13 protein-coding genes, 1 pseudogene and 1 riboswitch are annotated in these 16,424 nt (G+C 49.6%); of the genes and pseudogenes, 3 read left to right on the top strand and 11 right to left on the bottom strand.

Features of this window, described 5'->3' with window-relative positions:
* Positions 1–65 precede the first annotated feature (65 nt).
* Complete coding sequence (locus C4S74_RS04870) at positions 66–1,907, bottom strand: SgrR family transcriptional regulator (protein ID WP_103994198.1); 1,842 nt, start codon at positions 1,905–1,907, stop codon at positions 66–68.
* Positions 1,908–2,032: 125 nt separating this feature from the next.
* Here C4S74_RS04870 and C4S74_RS04865 point away from each other — a divergent pair, with 125 nt between their 5' ends.
* Complete coding sequence (locus C4S74_RS04865) at positions 2,033–3,283, top strand: MFS transporter (RefSeq protein WP_103994197.1); 1,251 nt, start codon at positions 2,033–2,035, stop codon at positions 3,281–3,283.
* Positions 3,284–3,389: 106 nt separating this feature from the next.
* Here C4S74_RS04865 and C4S74_RS04860 read toward each other — a convergent pair.
* Both C4S74_RS04860 and lpdA read right to left on the bottom strand, forming a co-directional pair.
* Positions 3,390–3,947 (bottom strand): annotated as a pseudogene (locus C4S74_RS04860) (DJ-1/PfpI family protein); the annotation flags it as partial.
* Between the two features lie 61 nt (positions 3,948–4,008).
* Positions 4,009–4,134, bottom strand: a riboswitch (ZMP/ZTP riboswitch).
* A gap of 54 nt (positions 4,135–4,188) precedes the next feature.
* Positions 4,189–5,571 (bottom strand): dihydrolipoyl dehydrogenase, encoded by a 1,383-nt coding sequence (gene lpdA, locus C4S74_RS04855; RefSeq protein WP_103994195.1) that lies wholly within the window; start codon positions 5,569–5,571, stop codon positions 4,189–4,191.
* 193 nt (positions 5,572–5,764) lie between these two features.
* On the opposite strand from lpdA, the gene C4S74_RS04850 reads away from it, so the two are divergent.
* Entirely contained in the window at positions 5,765–6,340 is a 576-nt protein-coding gene (locus tag C4S74_RS04850) for a TetR/AcrR family transcriptional regulator (RefSeq protein ID WP_103994194.1), read from the top strand.
* 143 nt (positions 6,341–6,483) lie between these two features.
* Here the strand turns inward: C4S74_RS04850 and C4S74_RS04845 are convergent, their stop codons facing one another.
* From C4S74_RS04845 to rihC, 4 genes are all read right to left on the bottom strand, one after another.
* Positions 6,484–7,707: a NupC/NupG family nucleoside CNT transporter gene (locus C4S74_RS04845; RefSeq protein ID WP_103994193.1), complete on the bottom strand. Its 1,224-nt coding sequence runs from the start codon at positions 7,705–7,707 to the stop codon at positions 6,484–6,486.
* A 4-nt stretch (positions 7,708–7,711) separates the two neighbouring features.
* Entirely contained in the window at positions 7,712–8,635 is a 924-nt protein-coding gene (gene rbsK, locus C4S74_RS04840; RefSeq protein ID WP_103994192.1) for a ribokinase, read from the bottom strand.
* 67 nt (positions 8,636–8,702) lie between these two features.
* Positions 8,703–10,061 (bottom strand): C4-dicarboxylate transporter DcuC, encoded by a 1,359-nt coding sequence (dcuC, locus tag C4S74_RS04835; protein ID WP_103994191.1) that lies wholly within the window; start codon positions 10,059–10,061, stop codon positions 8,703–8,705.
* 29 nt (positions 10,062–10,090) lie between these two features.
* On the bottom strand, positions 10,091–11,014 hold the full coding sequence (gene rihC / locus C4S74_RS04830) for a ribonucleoside hydrolase RihC (RefSeq protein WP_103994190.1): 924 nt from the start codon (positions 11,012–11,014) through the stop codon (positions 10,091–10,093).
* A 247-nt stretch (positions 11,015–11,261) separates the two neighbouring features.
* Here rihC and C4S74_RS04825 point away from each other — a divergent pair, with 247 nt between their 5' ends.
* Positions 11,262–12,245 (top strand): LacI family DNA-binding transcriptional regulator, encoded by a 984-nt coding sequence (locus C4S74_RS04825; RefSeq protein ID WP_103994189.1) that lies wholly within the window; start codon positions 11,262–11,264, stop codon positions 12,243–12,245.
* 367 nt (positions 12,246–12,612) lie between these two features.
* Here the strand turns inward: C4S74_RS04825 and C4S74_RS04820 are convergent, their stop codons facing one another.
* The 4 genes from C4S74_RS04820 to C4S74_RS04795 all read right to left on the bottom strand — a co-directional run bounded on the left by C4S74_RS04820 (position 12,613) and on the right by C4S74_RS04795 (position 16,115).
* The gene (locus C4S74_RS04820; protein ID WP_103994278.1) at positions 12,613–13,209 is read right to left on the bottom strand and encodes a histidine phosphatase family protein; all 597 of its coding nucleotides are present in this window, start codon (positions 13,207–13,209) and stop codon (positions 12,613–12,615) included.
* Between the two features lie 258 nt (positions 13,210–13,467).
* A complete protein-coding gene (locus C4S74_RS04810) occupies positions 13,468–14,016 on the bottom strand; it encodes a hypothetical protein (RefSeq protein ID WP_103994187.1) in 549 nt (182 codons plus the stop codon).
* A gap of 263 nt (positions 14,017–14,279) precedes the next feature.
* Complete coding sequence (locus C4S74_RS04805; RefSeq protein WP_258042377.1) at positions 14,280–14,765, bottom strand: hypothetical protein; 486 nt, start codon at positions 14,763–14,765, stop codon at positions 14,280–14,282.
* A gap of 318 nt (positions 14,766–15,083) precedes the next feature.
* Complete coding sequence (locus C4S74_RS04795; protein WP_103994186.1) at positions 15,084–16,115, bottom strand: Cfr family 23S rRNA (adenine(2503)-C(8))-methyltransferase; 1,032 nt, start codon at positions 16,113–16,115, stop codon at positions 15,084–15,086.
* Between the last annotated feature and the right edge of the window lie 309 nt (positions 16,116–16,424).

The raw sequence follows: 16,424 nt of genomic DNA, 5'->3' as shown, positions 1-16,424 counted from the left end.
CTTCCTGTATTCATTATATGTACCAACCATTCTGCCCGTATTATCGGCAGCAATCCGCCAGTCCGTCAAGTCGAAACGGCCGCCCCCGTATTAAACCAGATGTGGTAAAAATCAACCCACCCGTAAGAGTTGATTTTGACTCCGCGGACGGATTGGTGAAAAGCGGTGTTCGTCGTTTTATGAACGAGGAACAAAATCGCGCGGGTTTGACGAATCCACCGTTCGAGCTGCGCGAATCTCTCCCTTCGTTCCGCCTCGCCCGGCTCGCGCAAAATCGCGGCCGTCTCCCGGCGGACGGCCTCCTCTGTGTCGCTGTCCCAGAGAGCGGCAAAATAATTGTTCTGAAGGTACACTTCCAGCTCACGCACCTCGTCGCCTCCCAGAATAATGCCGTACAACTGGCAGTCATGGCGCTCCAGAGAAGCCCGGTCCGACCATTCCTCCGCGTTTCGGACCAGGATTTCAATAGCAACACCGAACGAACGGGCGCGTTCCTGAATCCAGCGGGCGTCTTCTTCATGATAGGAATACGTGACGAGTTCCAGTATTTCTCCGGCATATCCGCTTTGCTCCAGAAGCGTCTCAATTTCGGACCGTCTGTTCGCGGGATAACCGATTCCCGCCCTCTGTCCCGTATCCGCCTGCGGATGGAAGCCGCGGGCCGGGCATACCCGTTCGCCTTTCAGATCCGCGATCAAAGCTTCCCTGTCGATAATGCGATGGAGCGCTTCCCGGAATAAGGGATGATTGTGGGGACCGCTTGTTTTTTGGTTAAACACGAGCATGCTGCTGCAGTTGAGCAGGGTTTCCATGCTGCGCCAGCCCCCTCCTCCGTTAACCAGAGCCTCCCGTCCAGCTCCGGAAGTCTCCCCGTGGGAAGTCATGATGGACGTCCAGTCGGGCTCCTTCAGCCGGCCTGATTCTTCCGGCGGGAATATGAGCACTTCCACGCGATCGAGATGGGCCCGGCCCCGAAAATGATCCGGGAAAGCTTCCAGCACGCATTTGCCTTCATTGCGGTATACAACCTTGAAGGGTCCCGTGCCGGCAGGCATCCGGGCGAATCCGGCCTCATCCCGGCTCACGGCATCTTCCGGCACGATTGCGGCCGCGATTGTACATAAAAATCTCAGGAACAGGTAATTCGGCTCCCTTAGCCGGATGATGACGGTCTTCCGGTCGGGAGCGTCCATCCGTTCGATGTCCCGGAACATCCATCCGCTGTCATAACGGTCCGGTTCGTTCCTGAGCCGGTTAAGCGTAAACATCACATCTTCCGCCGTAAGCTCCCTTCCGTGGTGGAAGAGAACGTTTTTTCTCAAATAAAAGGTCCATTCTCTGGCGTCCGGACTGCTTTCCCAGGAGTGCGCGATGCAGGGAATAACCGTCTGCATGTCTTCATCATATTCGACGAGGGTGTTGAAAAGCTGCCGGGCCATATGACAGTCGAAGGCGTAATAGACAAGCCCCGGATCCAGCGTCGTAATCGAGCGGAAAACGGGCATACAAAGCGTCTCCAGCGGAGAATCCGGCACCCCTTCCGTTGAAAAGCCGATGCCTTCGGAGATCCATTCCATAAACCGGTCCCTAACGGCGGGGCCGCCGAAACGGTTCATCAGCTCCATTGCTTCGTGAAGCTCGCCCTGTTCCGTGCGCCGGCGGACTTCCTCAAGAAGAAGGTCTTCGGAATCCCGCACGAAAGTCAGCTTCGATTTGTTTCCGCGCCCCCTCCCGGGCTGCCAGTCGATCCATCCCTGCTCGCACAGGGTGCGGACGATCAGCTTCACGTAGCGGGGCGTGCAGTGCCAGATGCCGGCCAGCTCGTCGATCGTAACGGGGAAAGGCTCCTGCGGCTCCCTGTCACGGAAAAACAGCCGGAGTTCCAAAAAAGGCAGTGCGGTCTGCATGGTTTCGCCCTCCGTTTCGGATAAATTCGTTCTAAAAGGTGAACTGATTTTATCAAATCATACACTTTTCATCCCCTTTTGTGTAGCTATACTGAACATAACGACAAAAGAGAAGGATGATCCCCATGAAAGCAAAAACCGCCAAAATATTCCGCATTCCCTCCTTTCACCCCGTCGCCTGGGGAGTCATTATCGGGACATTCTTGTCCAGGACCGGATTTTTTATGACCATTCCGTTTCTCGGCATTTATCTCGGCAAGGTCAAAGGCATCGATCCGGCGACGATTGGCGCCATCCTGGCCGTAAGCTTGTTCGTGGGCACGCTGGGCAGTTTTGCCGGAGGCGCGCTGTCGGACCGCCTGGGCCGTTATCCCGTGATGATTGCGTCGATGGCCGCCTGGAGTCTGGTGTTTGTCGGCTTCGCCTTTGCGGATGCGACTTGGCTGTTTTTTGTCCTCAGCGCCCTGAACGGGTTATTCCGCAACGTCTTCGAGCCTGCGGCACGCGCCCTGCTGGCCGATGTGACACCTGCCGAAAGCCGCACGGACGTATTTAACGCACGGTATTTCGCCATCAATATCGGCGGTGCCGTCGGTCCTTTGATCGGCCTGAAGCTGGGCGTCGGAGGCACATCGTCCCTGCTGCCTTTTCTGGTCAGCGCCTCTATTTATGCCGTCTATGCCGCGCTGCTTGTCGTGTTTATGTTCTCTTTCAGGCACCTGCTCCAGAGCAAGGATGAGCCCGGCGCGGCCGTGAAGCAGATGATGAACATCGTTTTTACCGATAAGGTATTCCTGTATCTTCTGCTCGGCAATTTTTTCGTCGCGGGCGCTTACTCGCACCTGGACACAACGCTGTCGCAGTACATCGGCCACGACCGGGTAGCGGTTTACTCCAGCCTGTTTGTCGTCAACACGCTATGCGTCCTTGTCCTGCAGTATCCGTTGACCCGGTTTATGAAGCGCTACAAGTCCCTGACGGCGCTAAAAACGGGCTGCCTCCTTTTCGGAGCGGGGCTTCTCGGATTCGGCCTCTTTGAGAATACGGCTCTGCTTTTTCTGTCGATGATTGTGTTCACCATGGGCGAAATTCTATGCTTCGTCGTCGGAGACGTGCTCATAGGTGAAATCGCTCCCGAGCGTCTGCGGGGCGCTTATTACGGAGCCAGCGGCTTCGCATTCCTGGGGCAGAGCCTGTGCGCCTGGATCGGCGGGCTGCTCCTTAAAGAGCTGGGATTCGGCCAGGGACCGGTTATCTTCGGCATTTTGATGCTGCTCGCGCTTGCCGCTTTTCCTTTCTTTCACCGGGGGCAGCAGCTTAGGGAACATGCGGCAGGGGCGAAAACGAAAACGTCCGGGCTTTCCGAAACTTGCTGACATGTGAAAATACAACAAAGCCGTTCTCAGGCTTTAACCCGGGAACGGCTTTTAAAGGTGACTGGTTAACGCAGCCGGCCAATGGTATCGGTCTCTTAGGTGACCAATAATAGGGATAGTGCATCTTCGCCTGCACCTCTTTCGTGAAGGCCGCATCCGTCAGCGATTCGACCACGTACAGCCCCAGGTCAAGCGAAGCCGACACCCCTCCGCCCGTGAAAATGTCCCCGTCCCGCACCAGACGGCTCTTGACGACTTCGGCACAGTATGGAGCGAGCAGCTCGTAGGCGGACGGATTCGTCGTCGCTCTCCTGCCTTCCAGGAAGCCCGCCGCCCCCAGCAGCAAGGAGCCCGTGCAGACGGACACTTTGTACGGAACCGGGGAGGCTGTTTTTAGCCAGTTCATAAAATCAGTGTCACTTCTCAACCGGCGGGTCGATAAACCTCCCGGAACGAAGATGAGGTCGTAGGCCGACAAATCGGGTTTAACGCGTTGAATCTTGACCGTCATTCCGCGGTCGTCCGTCACTTCGGACTTGTCCGCACAAAATTCCCAAGCCACGTCCTCTCTCGCCTTCAAAATGCCTATCCACGTGACGGCCTCATAAAAACCGACAAAATCGAGCGCAGTCATACCGTCGAACAAAACAAATCCCATTTTCAATCCTTCTCCACCTGTCCTCTCCCAAACTTGAAAAAAGAAAAAGTATCCGATAGGAAATCGGATACTTTGCCCAGGCGTACGGCGTTTGCCTTAAGAAATCCGCGGATTTAAATCCGCGATCATCTTGCAGCAGCGTCGGTGTGCTCCCTCATGGTACTCCATGTCTCCGCCAGTCACACACCGCTTACAGATTGTTATTATTTTACATCCTGGTTGAGGTATTTTCAAACACTTATTAGGCTTATTTTTTCGTCATTTTTCCGACCGTGTTTTCGGCAGCTTCCATAATCACTTCGCCCAATGTGGGATGAGGGTGAATCGTCATAGCCAAGTCCTCCACAGTTGCCCCCATCTCGATAGCAAGAGCAAGCTCCGATATGAGTGTCGAGGCCTCCACTCCAACGATCTGTGCACCAACCACGATTCCAGAGTCCGGGTCCGCCACAATCTTGACAAATCCCCCAGGCTCACTCAATGCCAACGCTCGTCCGTTGATGCCGAAAGATGCTTTTCCGATAACAACCGGGATGGCTTTGGCCTTTGCTTCCGTTTCGCTCAAGCCGACGCTGGCCAGCTCCGGACTGGAAAAGACGACGAGCGGAAGAGCTTTGTAATCCACCTCGGACGTAAGACCCGCGATAGCTTCCGCCGCAATTTTGGCTTCATAGGAGGCCTTGTGAGCGAGAGCCGGACCAGCCGTAATATCTCCGATGGCGAAAATATGCGGGATAGCCGTTCTGCACTGTGCGTCCGTCTCAATCAATCCCCTGCTCGTCACCGGCAAGCCTATGCGCTCCAGTCCCAGCTTGCCGTCTGTATTCGGTTTTCTGCCGACAGTGACTAGCACATATTCCGCTGTAACATGATGCTTCATCCCATTTTTTGAATAATGAAGTGTAATTGTATTTGCGTTCTGGACTGCATTCTCAGCTGTCGCACCGGTAATGACCTCGATCCCGTCGGATTTCAATTGCCGGACAACAGGGCCCGCAAGCTCCGCCTCGAATCCGGGCAGCACTTGTTCTCCTCCCTCCATAATCGTCACTTTTGTTCCGAATTTGGCATACATTTGTCCCAGTTCGACACCGATATATCCACCTCCTATCACTATGAGGCTGGCGGGGGCCTCACGGAGCGACAGAGCTTCTGTAGAAGACAAAATACGGCCTCCGACCGGGAATGCTTGCAGTTCAATCGGCCGGGATCCTGTTGCCAATATGGCATTTTTAAAAGAAATGGTTTGTTCCTGTCCAGATTGATTGATAAGTGCCGTATGCTCATCGACCAAACGGGCCTCTCCTTCCAGAATGCTCACACCGGCAGTCTTTAATAAATAGCTGACTCCACCTGCCTGCTTATTCACAATCCCCTGCTTGAAATGCTGAGCATGTTCAAATGAGACTGCCGCATCCGCATGTTTAAACGTTCTAAGCAGATCATAGCGATGCGATTCCGCTATTAACGCTTTGGATGGGATGCAGCCAACGTGCGTACAGACTCCCCCAAGCTGACCGCGTTCCACGATCGCCGTCTTCATTCCAAGCTGTGAAGAGCGCAGCGCCGCCACGTAGCCTCCGGGACCTGATCCGATTACCAATGTTTCAACCGATTCAAGCTTACTCATATTCCGATACCCTCCAGTTAAAGTCACATAAAATATGATGAACATAATATATTATAGTCATCATATTTTAAAACCGTCAACAGCCGCGTTTAACAGTCATTGAGCCTAACAGACACGGGCCCCCTAAATTGACAGCTATTATTATGATGCTTATAATATTTTGAAAGCAGATTGAAGCAGCGGGGTGACTACAATGCCTTATCCCAAAGGCCATAAGACGAAAGTGCGCAATAAGATCGTTGAAAGTGCTGCCCGGGCTTTTCGCACCAAGGGTATTCAAGATGTAAGCGTTCCGTTCATTATGAAGGGGGCCGGATTGACTCATGGAGGGTTTTATGCACACTTTGACAACAAAGAACAACTGGTTGCCGAAGCCTGCCGGTATGCCATAACCGATACTATCGCGCTTTTGCAGAAAGCCGCCGATCAGGAGCAGCGGACTCCCAAAATCAATACGGTCATCGATTATTATTTAAGTCCCCACCACCGCGACAAAACGGATATGGGCTGCATTATTCCCGCCCTTTCTGCCGAAATATCCCGTTCATCGGAAGAAGTCAGGCAAGTATTCACCCATGAAGTGGAAAGGATGATTGCTTTTATTTCCAACCTGGCGGAAATTGAGCTATCCAAAGGAAGAGCCCTGTTCAGTACCCTGGTCGGCTCTCTTGTTCTTGCACGGACTGTCAGCGATCCCGATTTGAGCAACAATCTTCTCTCGGCAGGCAAGCAGGCTGCCAAAGAGCTGGTTAAGACCTCATCTGCCTAGTATGATGCATGATGCATATAACCTGGGCGCCTGCAAATGCTGTTTTCTCAAATGTGAGCTTGCCGGGCGCACAACCAAAAGCATTGCAGATTCTCATGTCGAGATTGCAATGCTTCGTTGACTTTCCGTTGATTTCTTTACTTCTACATAAACATGCCGGCGATCGTACCGCTTAACAGATTCGCCAGTGATGCCGCAATCACTGCTTTAAAAGCAAGACGTCCCACTTCATTACTTCGTTCAGGAGCTAACGATCGCATCGAGCCTAACAGGATCCCCATTGAACCGATATTCGCAAAACCGCAAAGCGCGAAGCTTACGATCGCAATCGTCTTGGGTGACAAATGTTCCATTTCCTTAGCAAATGAACCAAAGGCGATCATTTCATTCATGACGAATTTCTGCCCCAAAAAACTGCCTGTTATCGTTGCTTCAGACCAGGGAACGCCGATCACAAAGGCAAGCGGAGCAAACACCCAGCCCAGAATCATCTGAAGCGACAAATCTCCGTACCCGAACCAGCTTCCGACCCAACCAAGCAGTCCGTTTAGAAGCGCTACCATAGAAACAAACGCGATCAGCATGGCGATAATCTGTACCGCCATCCTCATGCCTGCGGAAGCGCCTTTCGAAATAATATTGATGAGATTATCCTTCGTTTCGGAATCTTCTTCTTCAAGTTCGCGAGACCCTGCCTCTATCGGCGTATCGGTTTCCGGAATCATAATTTTCGCAACGATGAGACCCGCTGGAGCCGACATCAAGCTCGCGGACAATAAATAGGCTATCGGAATGCCTAATGCAGCATAGGCAACCATGATTCCGCCCGCGACGGAGGCGAGGCCGCCGACCATGATCGCGAACATCTCTGAACGAGTCAAGACCTTCATATACGGTTTGATCATGATCGGAATTTCCTGCAGCCCCAGAAAGATATTTCCTGCCGCCGCTAACGATTCCGCGCGGCTTGTCTTCAGCAATTTGCCGAGCCCTCCGCCGACGACCCGCATGAAGAACTGCATGATGCCGAACCGGTATAGAATGCCGATCAGCGGCGTAATAAACACAGCCAGCATCGCTACGCGAATGGCGAATATATTACCCGTGGCCTGAGTCTTATCCGCCAAGCTTCCGAACACGAAGGAGAGACCTTCGTATCCGTAGTGGAATAAGTTCGTAAACCCTCTGGATACGACCTCCAGCGCCTGCTTGCCGATATCCCATTTGAGTACGATATAACCGAATACCAATTGAATTCCAAGCCCGACGATAACCGTGCGATAATTAATATTTTTCTTATGGTCTGACATCAAGTAGGCAATCCCCAAAATAACCGTTAAGCCTACAAGCCCCCATAAAATGCTCATGTTATCAGCTCATTTCTGCTAGTTCGTAAGCATAGGGGATGGATTGAAAGGCGCCTTTGCGCTGTACGACAATCGACGAGAACCGGCTGGCAAACTTGACCGCTTCCGAGACATGCCCGAGTTTCTTCCGTTCCTGCCTTTGCAGCATGGTGCAGAAGGATCCTATAAAGCTGTCGCCGGCAGCGGTAGTATCAATCGCGGCAACCTTTTCGGCGGGAATCGATAAATTGCCGTCCGGGTGACAAATAAGGCTGCCCCGATCGCCTAGCGTGACGATCACGCATCCTACGCCTTGTTCAAGCAGAGCCGCTGCCCCTTGCACCATATCCTGTTCGGAGTTCGTATCGCAACCGGTGAGCATGTGCATCTCGCTTTCGTTCGGGATAAGGAAATCCGTGACCTGAAGCAGCGCGGACGGGATCGCCTTGGCCGGCGCAGGATTCAGCACCGTGACCTTCCCTTCTTCCTTCGCAATTGCAAAAACATGCTGAATGACTTCAACCGGCACTTCGAATTGAGCCACGACGACATCGGATAATTTGATAATTTCTCTGGATTCCTCCACATCCTGCGCTGTAATTCCCATATTCGAGCCGGCGCTGACGACGATCATATTGCTGCCGCTGTTGCTGAATAGAATCAACGCTTCTCCCGTAGGCAAATCCGGATTTACGCTGACATGCTCGGTGTGAATGCCTTCCTGCCGCAAGGTAGAGACGAGTTGTTTGCCGTATTCATCCGCCCCGACTTGGCCGATAAAGTGCACGGATGCTCCAAGCCGGGCCGCCGACACTGCCTGGTTAAATCCTTTCCCGCCGGGACCGACAATTTTTCCCGCTGCAAATAGGGTCTCTCCTTCGTGCGGGAGGGTTTCCAGCAACAGGCTGGAATCCATATTAATACTTCCTAGTATGCATATCTTTCTCATTTTTCTCTCACTCCAATCCTTTAACACCCTCTATTTAAGTGTTCTTACACAGCGATCATGTTACCGCTTAAGAGAACATTACGTAGGACAGCACCAGCGTACTTATGATGCCGACTATAATCGGAACAGAGGTCCGCTTGATAACTGCCATCGGGCTTTTCTGAATGATGCTGCAAACGACAATAATACATGCAGCCACCGGAGAAACCGAGCGCACAAGGTTGGCGATCAACTGCATCGGAATTGAAAGCATCGCCCCGTCAATGCCTACGTTTTGGGCAATGTCTGGCAGCAATCCGACCGAGGCGTAGAATACTGCCAGGCCGCCGCCGCTGATCAGGCCGATAAGGGCCGTAATTCCCGAGAAAGCAAACATCAGGATCATGCCTGCGCCATTCAAATCTTTTACCGAATCTGTCAGCATGTCTACAATGCCGAGCGCTTTTAGGCCGTCAACAAGCAAGCTGGCGGCAACAAGCAGCGAAACAACCATCGCAAGCCCGTCCCCCATACCTCGGAAGAACACCATCAGTTCTTCGAACACCTGCTGAATTTTACGTTTACGGATCATTTCGACAACGACTGCAACGATCAGCGAAATAAAAGTGATTTCAACAAGACCGATTTTGATCGATTTAACGAAGATACCGAATACCGTAATCAGAACGAGTGGAAGAATGGGAAGTAAGCCATAATAAGTTGGCGGCAAATCCTCGCGCAGTGTTCCAAGCTTCGATTCGTCGATTGTATCGGTTTCGGGATTTTTCTTATCCATATATTTCTGCCAGAAATAATGCGCGATGGTCATCAATATAAGCGTCGGAATCGAAATGACGGCATGATACTTCATGACGTATTCCATTAAATCAATGCCCAGCGTCTGAGCGGCAATGACATTATCCGCGCCGAGCGGCGTCGGGATGATAGTCGCTGTTGTCGCAATAACGGCACCTGCCGTCAATCCGGACATGCCGATTCGCTTCAAAACCGGATACAGCGTAGCCATTAGCAGAATGGCAAGGCTCGAAGCGCTTGGAACCACAAGTGACAGCAGGTTGCCGACAACGAAAATGACAGGGACGAGTACATAAACCGATTTGATTCCGGATAACGGTTTCATCAAGGTTTGAACGGTTACTTCGTTCGCGCCGATTTTCGTCATATAGGATGAGAAACCGAATAAAACCATGATCGTCATACCGATATTACCTAAGTTGCTAATAAAATTATTTGTAATCGACTTCATCGGGTCAAACCATCTGGACCCCGTCGCCGCATCCGCAGGTAAAACGTTATGCCCCATAAATACAGCGCCGTATAACAGTACGATTCCTGCAACGAACAAAACAACGGTGGCATTGACTTTCTTAGTAATCATCCAGCCTGCAAGCACGACAACGATTAAGCCAAATATGAGTTCTGCCAAGTGGAGGTCTCCCCTCTAAGATGTTAGATTTATTTTGCTTTCGCAATACATTCGATCGCCCATGCACGGAATGCATCCACGTCAATGTCCAGGCAAACGTTTACATTCGGTTCTTTCTGATACCGGTTATTTCGATCCACAATCGTCGTACCGGCCGTGTACGTACCCGCATTCTCCACGTCTACGAAGTATTTCTGGGATTTGAACAATTCAGGCTTAACGATATAGGCAATCGCGCATAAATCATGCATTTTCAGCCCGGTCTTTAAGCTGCCGCCGCGATAATGCTGGAACATGGAATACAGCATGTTGCCGGTTTCATTCAAATCGCGAATCTGGACCACATTATCCGGTGTCAAAGTCGCGTTTCTGGTTACATCCAGTCCGACCATGGTAATATCCAGGCTTGAAGCAAAAACCATCTTGGCCGCTTCCGGATCCGCATAAATGTTGTACTCTGCCGTCTGGGTATGATTCCCCGCAGATGCCGAACCACCCATCAGTACAATCCGTTCAATGCGTGATTTATACTCCGGGTACATCGCCAGGAACAAAGCGATATTGGTCAGCGGTCCGATCGGTACGAGCGTTACTTTCTCCTCGCAATTCATAATCGTCTCGCGAATTGCTTGGACGGCGTGTTCGGGATGAATGCTTCTTGCCGGCTCCGGAAATTCGTATCCGCCCATGCCGGACTCCCCATGAATGTGACTGCTGTCCTCATATGGAATGCAGAGCGGTTGTTTTGCGCCTTTAGCAACAGGAGTGCCTGTACCGAAGAACTCGATCAGCTTAAGCGCATTTTGGGTCGTTTTTTCAACGGATACATTCCCGGCGACGGTTGTCAGCAGCTTGACGTCCAGCGATTCATGATGCAGGGCTACGCCAATCGCAACCGCATCGTCAATTCCGGGATCCGTGTCAATAATAATAGGAATTTTTCTTACGCTCATTCTGCTCAGCATCCTCTCAAATTAGAAAATTAAACCTTTAGTTTATCCTTCCCTAACAGCTAACAAAATAATAATTACGGAATGTGTAACCGGTTACCTATTTCGAGTTTATGTTAATTCAATACGAAACCAATGTCAACAAGAAGATCGTTGGAAAACCTGCATTGACAATCGAATGCCAATACAGTAAGATAATCAATATTTATTTGTGTAATCGATTACACCTTACTTAATAGGAGATGAGAGCATCGCAACGATTCGAGATGTTTCTAAATTAGCTGGCGTTTCCGTTGCTACCGTTTCTCGTGTCATTAATCAGAAAGGTTATGTTCACGAGGATACGTTGCAGAAAGTTCATAAAGCCATTAAATTGCTAAATTATATACCGAATGATGTCGCGCGCAGCCTCTCCAAGAAGTCGACCAAGACTATTGCGCTGTTCGTTCCGGATATTACCAACCCTTTCTTTAACGAGCTTGCGCTTGCCGTTGAGAAAGTTACACAGATGTATGGGTATACGACGATCCTATGCAACACCAGTGAGTCGGCCAAAATCGAAAGGCAATACATCCAGAACCTAAAGCAGAAGTATATCGACGGATTCATCATGGCAACCAATACTTTAACGGAGGAGGAAATTGATCAGCTCGATATCCCTATGGTCGCTGTAGACCGCAGCAGCTCCCCCGTCGTCCCTACCGTCACTTCGAAGAATCGTGAAGGGGCCCACTTAGCCGTCCAGGCATTATTGCAGCAAGGATGCAACAAAATTGCGCATATCAGAGGGCCTAAGGGCTTGTGGATTGCGGAAGAGCGGTGCCAAGGCTACCTTGATTTGGTTGAAAATATGTCCTGGTTTACTCCTAAGCTTATTGCTAATGGGAATTATCAGTTAAAAGAAGCCGCTGAAGCTGCGAAAAAGCTTCTCCAGGAGCATCCGGACATTGATGGAATATTCGCCGGCAATGACCTGATGGCAATCGGTACGCTCCGGGCCTTGCAGGAGCTTGGTATCCGGGTGCCGGATCAAGTCCAAATTATCGGCTATGACGGCATTTCGTTAGCTGAAATGGTTTTCCCTGAACTATCAACCGTATCTCAGCCTATTTATGAAATGGGCATGCTTGCCGCTCGAATTCTGATCAAGAAAATTGAACAGATACATTTGGATGAGGAAAACCACCAACTGGAGGTAACGCTTATCCAGCGTGGAACTACACGACACGGATAATCCTTGGGCCAGACCGGCTTTACAATTGCACCTTCAGTGTCTCGCCATGTTCAAGCCAGCCTCCCGGCAGAGTCCATTTTCAGCCAGACGTTACGCTCTGTTCGACCAATAAAATTTACTGATTGAAGGTTAAAAAAATAAAAGCTTGAGCCAAAGGCGGCGCAAGCTTTTTATGATTTTACAAGTAGCGGTCTTCCGACTTCTTATAATCGTTGCTTCTCCAATCACACACAGCATTCATGTGTTTAGTTGACACTGAATACAAATTACAGGAATAGTATCTGCTCAAATGAAGAGGCGGCTGATAGCCTGATGCTTATAGGTCTGCAAGAACAACCTGAGTCATAAAACAAGCTGGGACGTAAGGTCAAAGAGAGGTTACGTGGCTTGTATTATCAGGCTTCTCTTGTCCCTTGTCCCATATGCGTTTTACTTCAATAAGTCTCCGATTGTCGAAACTTAACTTGTAAATGTCAGGCATATCCAGCTGTTTCCAAAATGTGAAATCAAACTTTTTATCCAGGTAATTCATAATTAATACCATGATATTACCATGTGTCCCGATTGCAATATTTTTACCTTCATGTCGTTCCAATACTCTTTCGAGCGCTCTAACTCCCCTATTCTGGGCAACAACGTTCGATTCTCCCCCCTCCCATGAAAAGGAATAGTCCTCCCATACCTTAGCAATTGCACTGTCAAAGTCATTGAGGGGCTTCTCAGATAATAACCTTTCTTTAAAATCTTCTTCTATGACTATATCAATACCAACTATTCCGGTTAACCCTTCAATAGTTTGTATTGCTCTTTTATACGGACTTGAAATCAGGACATTTATACTTTCGTTTTTCAGTATATTAGTAACTTTGCTAGCATCCTCTTGTCCACGTTCTGATAAAGGTCTATTTAATTCATCGGCAGAATAAGTAGAATGAGCATGTCGAACAAAATAAAGATTTGTAATCAACTAAATCACCAACCAATCCTTTTAGTATATAACGATATTTTAATGCATTAATAAAAGTCTTATCTGTATAGACCCGAGCAAATAGTCCATGAAAATGCACACCCTGCCATTATCATAATGGATGAGGCACATCCAATTTGAATACGGTAACCTATCTCAAAGGAAGGCAGATACTGAAAGCCTGCTTGAAGCAAAAAAAGACCCGGAAGAACAACTCCGCGCCTTTTATTCAATGAGAAAATTTCGCCTCTGTAATCAGGGAGCAAAGATTTCCGGATTATCGCTTCGCCAGGCGCCTATGCAGCCGATTAAACAGGCTGTGAAGCTTATCATGCTGCTGCCGGTCTCACTGTCCGCATATTGAATTGCGATATTTATGCCCGGCTTGCGCCATGCCAAAATCCGGCCGGAAAATCCGGGCCATTCACATTCTTCATCCAGTTCGGGCTGGCCATATGCCTTTATCGGCTCATCCGGTGTTGAGCGCATCGTGATTCCCTTGGGAAGATCTCCGGGAAACGGAGTTTTAATTCTGTCATCCGACCCGGGTGCAAGAAAATGTATCGCGCCAATGATCCATCCATCTTGATCTGTATAATTGAGCCCAGTCAGATCATTTATTTTGGGGGCGCGATAAAGATCGATGCGCAGCGATGCTTTCACAGACCAGATAATATCGTCGTTAAAATAGCTGTTCGCGGGCGGCATCCGCTTGACGCCTAATGATTGCAGCAAAGCTTGAACATTCTTGGGACTGTATGGATGTCCAAGCATTTCAATGAGCTGTTCTGATGGTTCTTTCATGCTTATAATCCCTTCCTTTCGTGCCCTCAAATGCACACACAACGTGACGCAGGCCCAGCATGTCCCTCTAGAGAGCAAAGGCTTCTGCCCAAATGGCTGTATGAATCTCTTTCAGCCCCGGAACCTCAATCCGCCTGGCGGTCCACAGATTTTCGATGTCCCGCAGCGATTTCAAGGAATTCAACTCCAACTGCCGGAGATTATCCATCTTTGAGAAATCGCACAAGCATTTTATGTATATGGACTAATATCCCTGCAATACATCACGGGCAGAGGCCATATTTTCGCTTGCCATTTGTTGGAACAGCCACCTTCAGAAATTGAAACCTTTCCCCTTCAAAGGCTGCCGTCCATACGAGGCCATCCAAATAGTAGTTATCCAACTCCTCGGCTCTCCTCGTGGGTGTGCCCAGCTTGGCTTCGATCTGGGCTCTTGAATCGTTTTGTAACAATCCATAGGGAATCGGACCGACATACTTTCCATGTTTCTTATTTTCTTCCATAATCGTCATTGTTAATTCGTCAAATATATAGTCACCCTCGCTTTTCTTGGTGATACCGTTGGTTTCAGCGTCAATATCGAAATGGAGAACGAGACCCTCTCCACTTACAAAATAGGTCGTATTCAGATTCCTCCGCACATTCGGCCGCCAAGTTATTTTGTCCCTCGAAAGCTGATCGATCAAAGGAGGGTAAACGCTGCTGTGTCCCAAATATTCAATATAATTCAGAGGGTTTATCACTTCCACTTCCTTCCTGCTTTTTCATGTTAATTATCCCGATTATTCGTTCAAGGGTCAATGTCACATATATTAAAATATCTTTTGGGGATCATAAAATACTGCCTGATAAGGAAGTGGAACCATTAGTAAAAAAGATGATCTCAAACCCGGACTTTTCGTTGCCTGGAGGTAAGTTAGCCGGAGCCTAAAGGGCGTTAAAACGTCAGAAGCCTGCCGTTGGCAGGCAGGCTTCATTATTTCGGATGTATCACCTATATCGAGCATCTATTATTTATGACCCACGCGTCCTTAAGCCAAATGCTGTTTAGGGGACCGGTTGATCGATTATTCGGAGCGGTACAGTTGGCCGCATGCCGCGTTAATGTCCGATCCGAACTGAGTTCGGACCGTCATACGGATTCCCTTTGATTTCAAGATCCGAACAAACGCTTTAATCCGATCCGGTTCAGATTGCCGGTAGCTGTCCGGCGTAACTTCGGTCGAATTGAACGGAATCAAGTTAACGTGGTAAAGATGTTCCACAGGTCCCCTTCCCGTTAACAACTCGGCAACTGCTTCCGCATGCGCCGCCGAGTCGTTGACTCCCCGAAGAAGAATATACGCTATATATACTTTTCTCCCCGTTTGCAGGATATGTCGATCCAATGCATTCAACACATCTTGGATCGGGAATCGGTCGTTGATCGGCATCAGTTCGCTTCGCTGATCGTCGAACGGCGAGTGCAGCGAGAAGGTTAGATTGACTTGCGGAAACTCACGTGTCAGCCTATCGATACCCGGCAGCAGGCCAATGGTGGATACCGTAATTCGCCGATGTCCTAAACCAAAGAGATGCGGATCGGTCAAAATCGTTATGGCATCAAAAATATGCGGGTTGGCGAGCGCCTCCCCCATGCCCATGAAGGAGACGCTGTCTAAGGCGTGACCGTGCAAGCGGAAGTGCAGCAATTGGTCGGTAATTTCGTCGGCGGTCAGATTTCGTTTCAGGCCGATGGTACCGGTGGCGCAAAATCTGCACCCGAATCCGCAGCCGCACTGCGTGGAAATACAGTAAGATTTCCAGCCCCGCTCATAAGTAAGTCGCACGGCCTCCACGCGCTCGCCGCCCGCAATCGCAAACAGTACCTTGTTAACCTGTTTCGACGTGAGTTCTTTTACGGGAACGATACTGCAGACGTTCGGACCAAGCATCCGGGTCAACTCGCCGCGCAAAAATTGGGGCAGCATGGTCATCCGTTCGTATTCCCCGACGTTTCTCTTGAAAATCGCATCTATAATCTGAGCATACCGATACTCGGGCTGCTTGAAGTCGGACAATATTTGCCGAATCGTTTCATATTTAGAGGGTAGTTTCATGTCTTCTCCTTACTGCCGGAGAAAACGTAATAAAAGCAACCGTCAGATGGCGCTTTGACACGTCGTTAACCAACTATGCAGAAAAAGCGCATAACGTTTGCAGACGGATCGCTATGTGCATCTGTCGATAGATGGGTAAGCCTCCGGCAACCGATTTGTTTTTTTGTGAACCGCTTCATCTATCAGGAACCGATTCACACAATCATCTACAACCTCATTCATCATCGCTTTCATCCTCCTGGAAATGTCAAAATAAAAAAGAGCCACAAGAAAGTTACCTTTCTTGTAGCTCAAAAAAATACCGGCACA

This window comes from Paenibacillus sp. UNC499MF, from assembly GCF_900107975.1.
In the GTDB taxonomy this organism is placed as follows: Bacteria; Bacillota; Bacilli; order Paenibacillales; family NBRC-103111; genus Paenibacillus_F.
The sequence above is the reverse complement of the archived record's forward strand: the minus strand, read 5'-3'. Positions and strand labels throughout refer to the sequence as shown.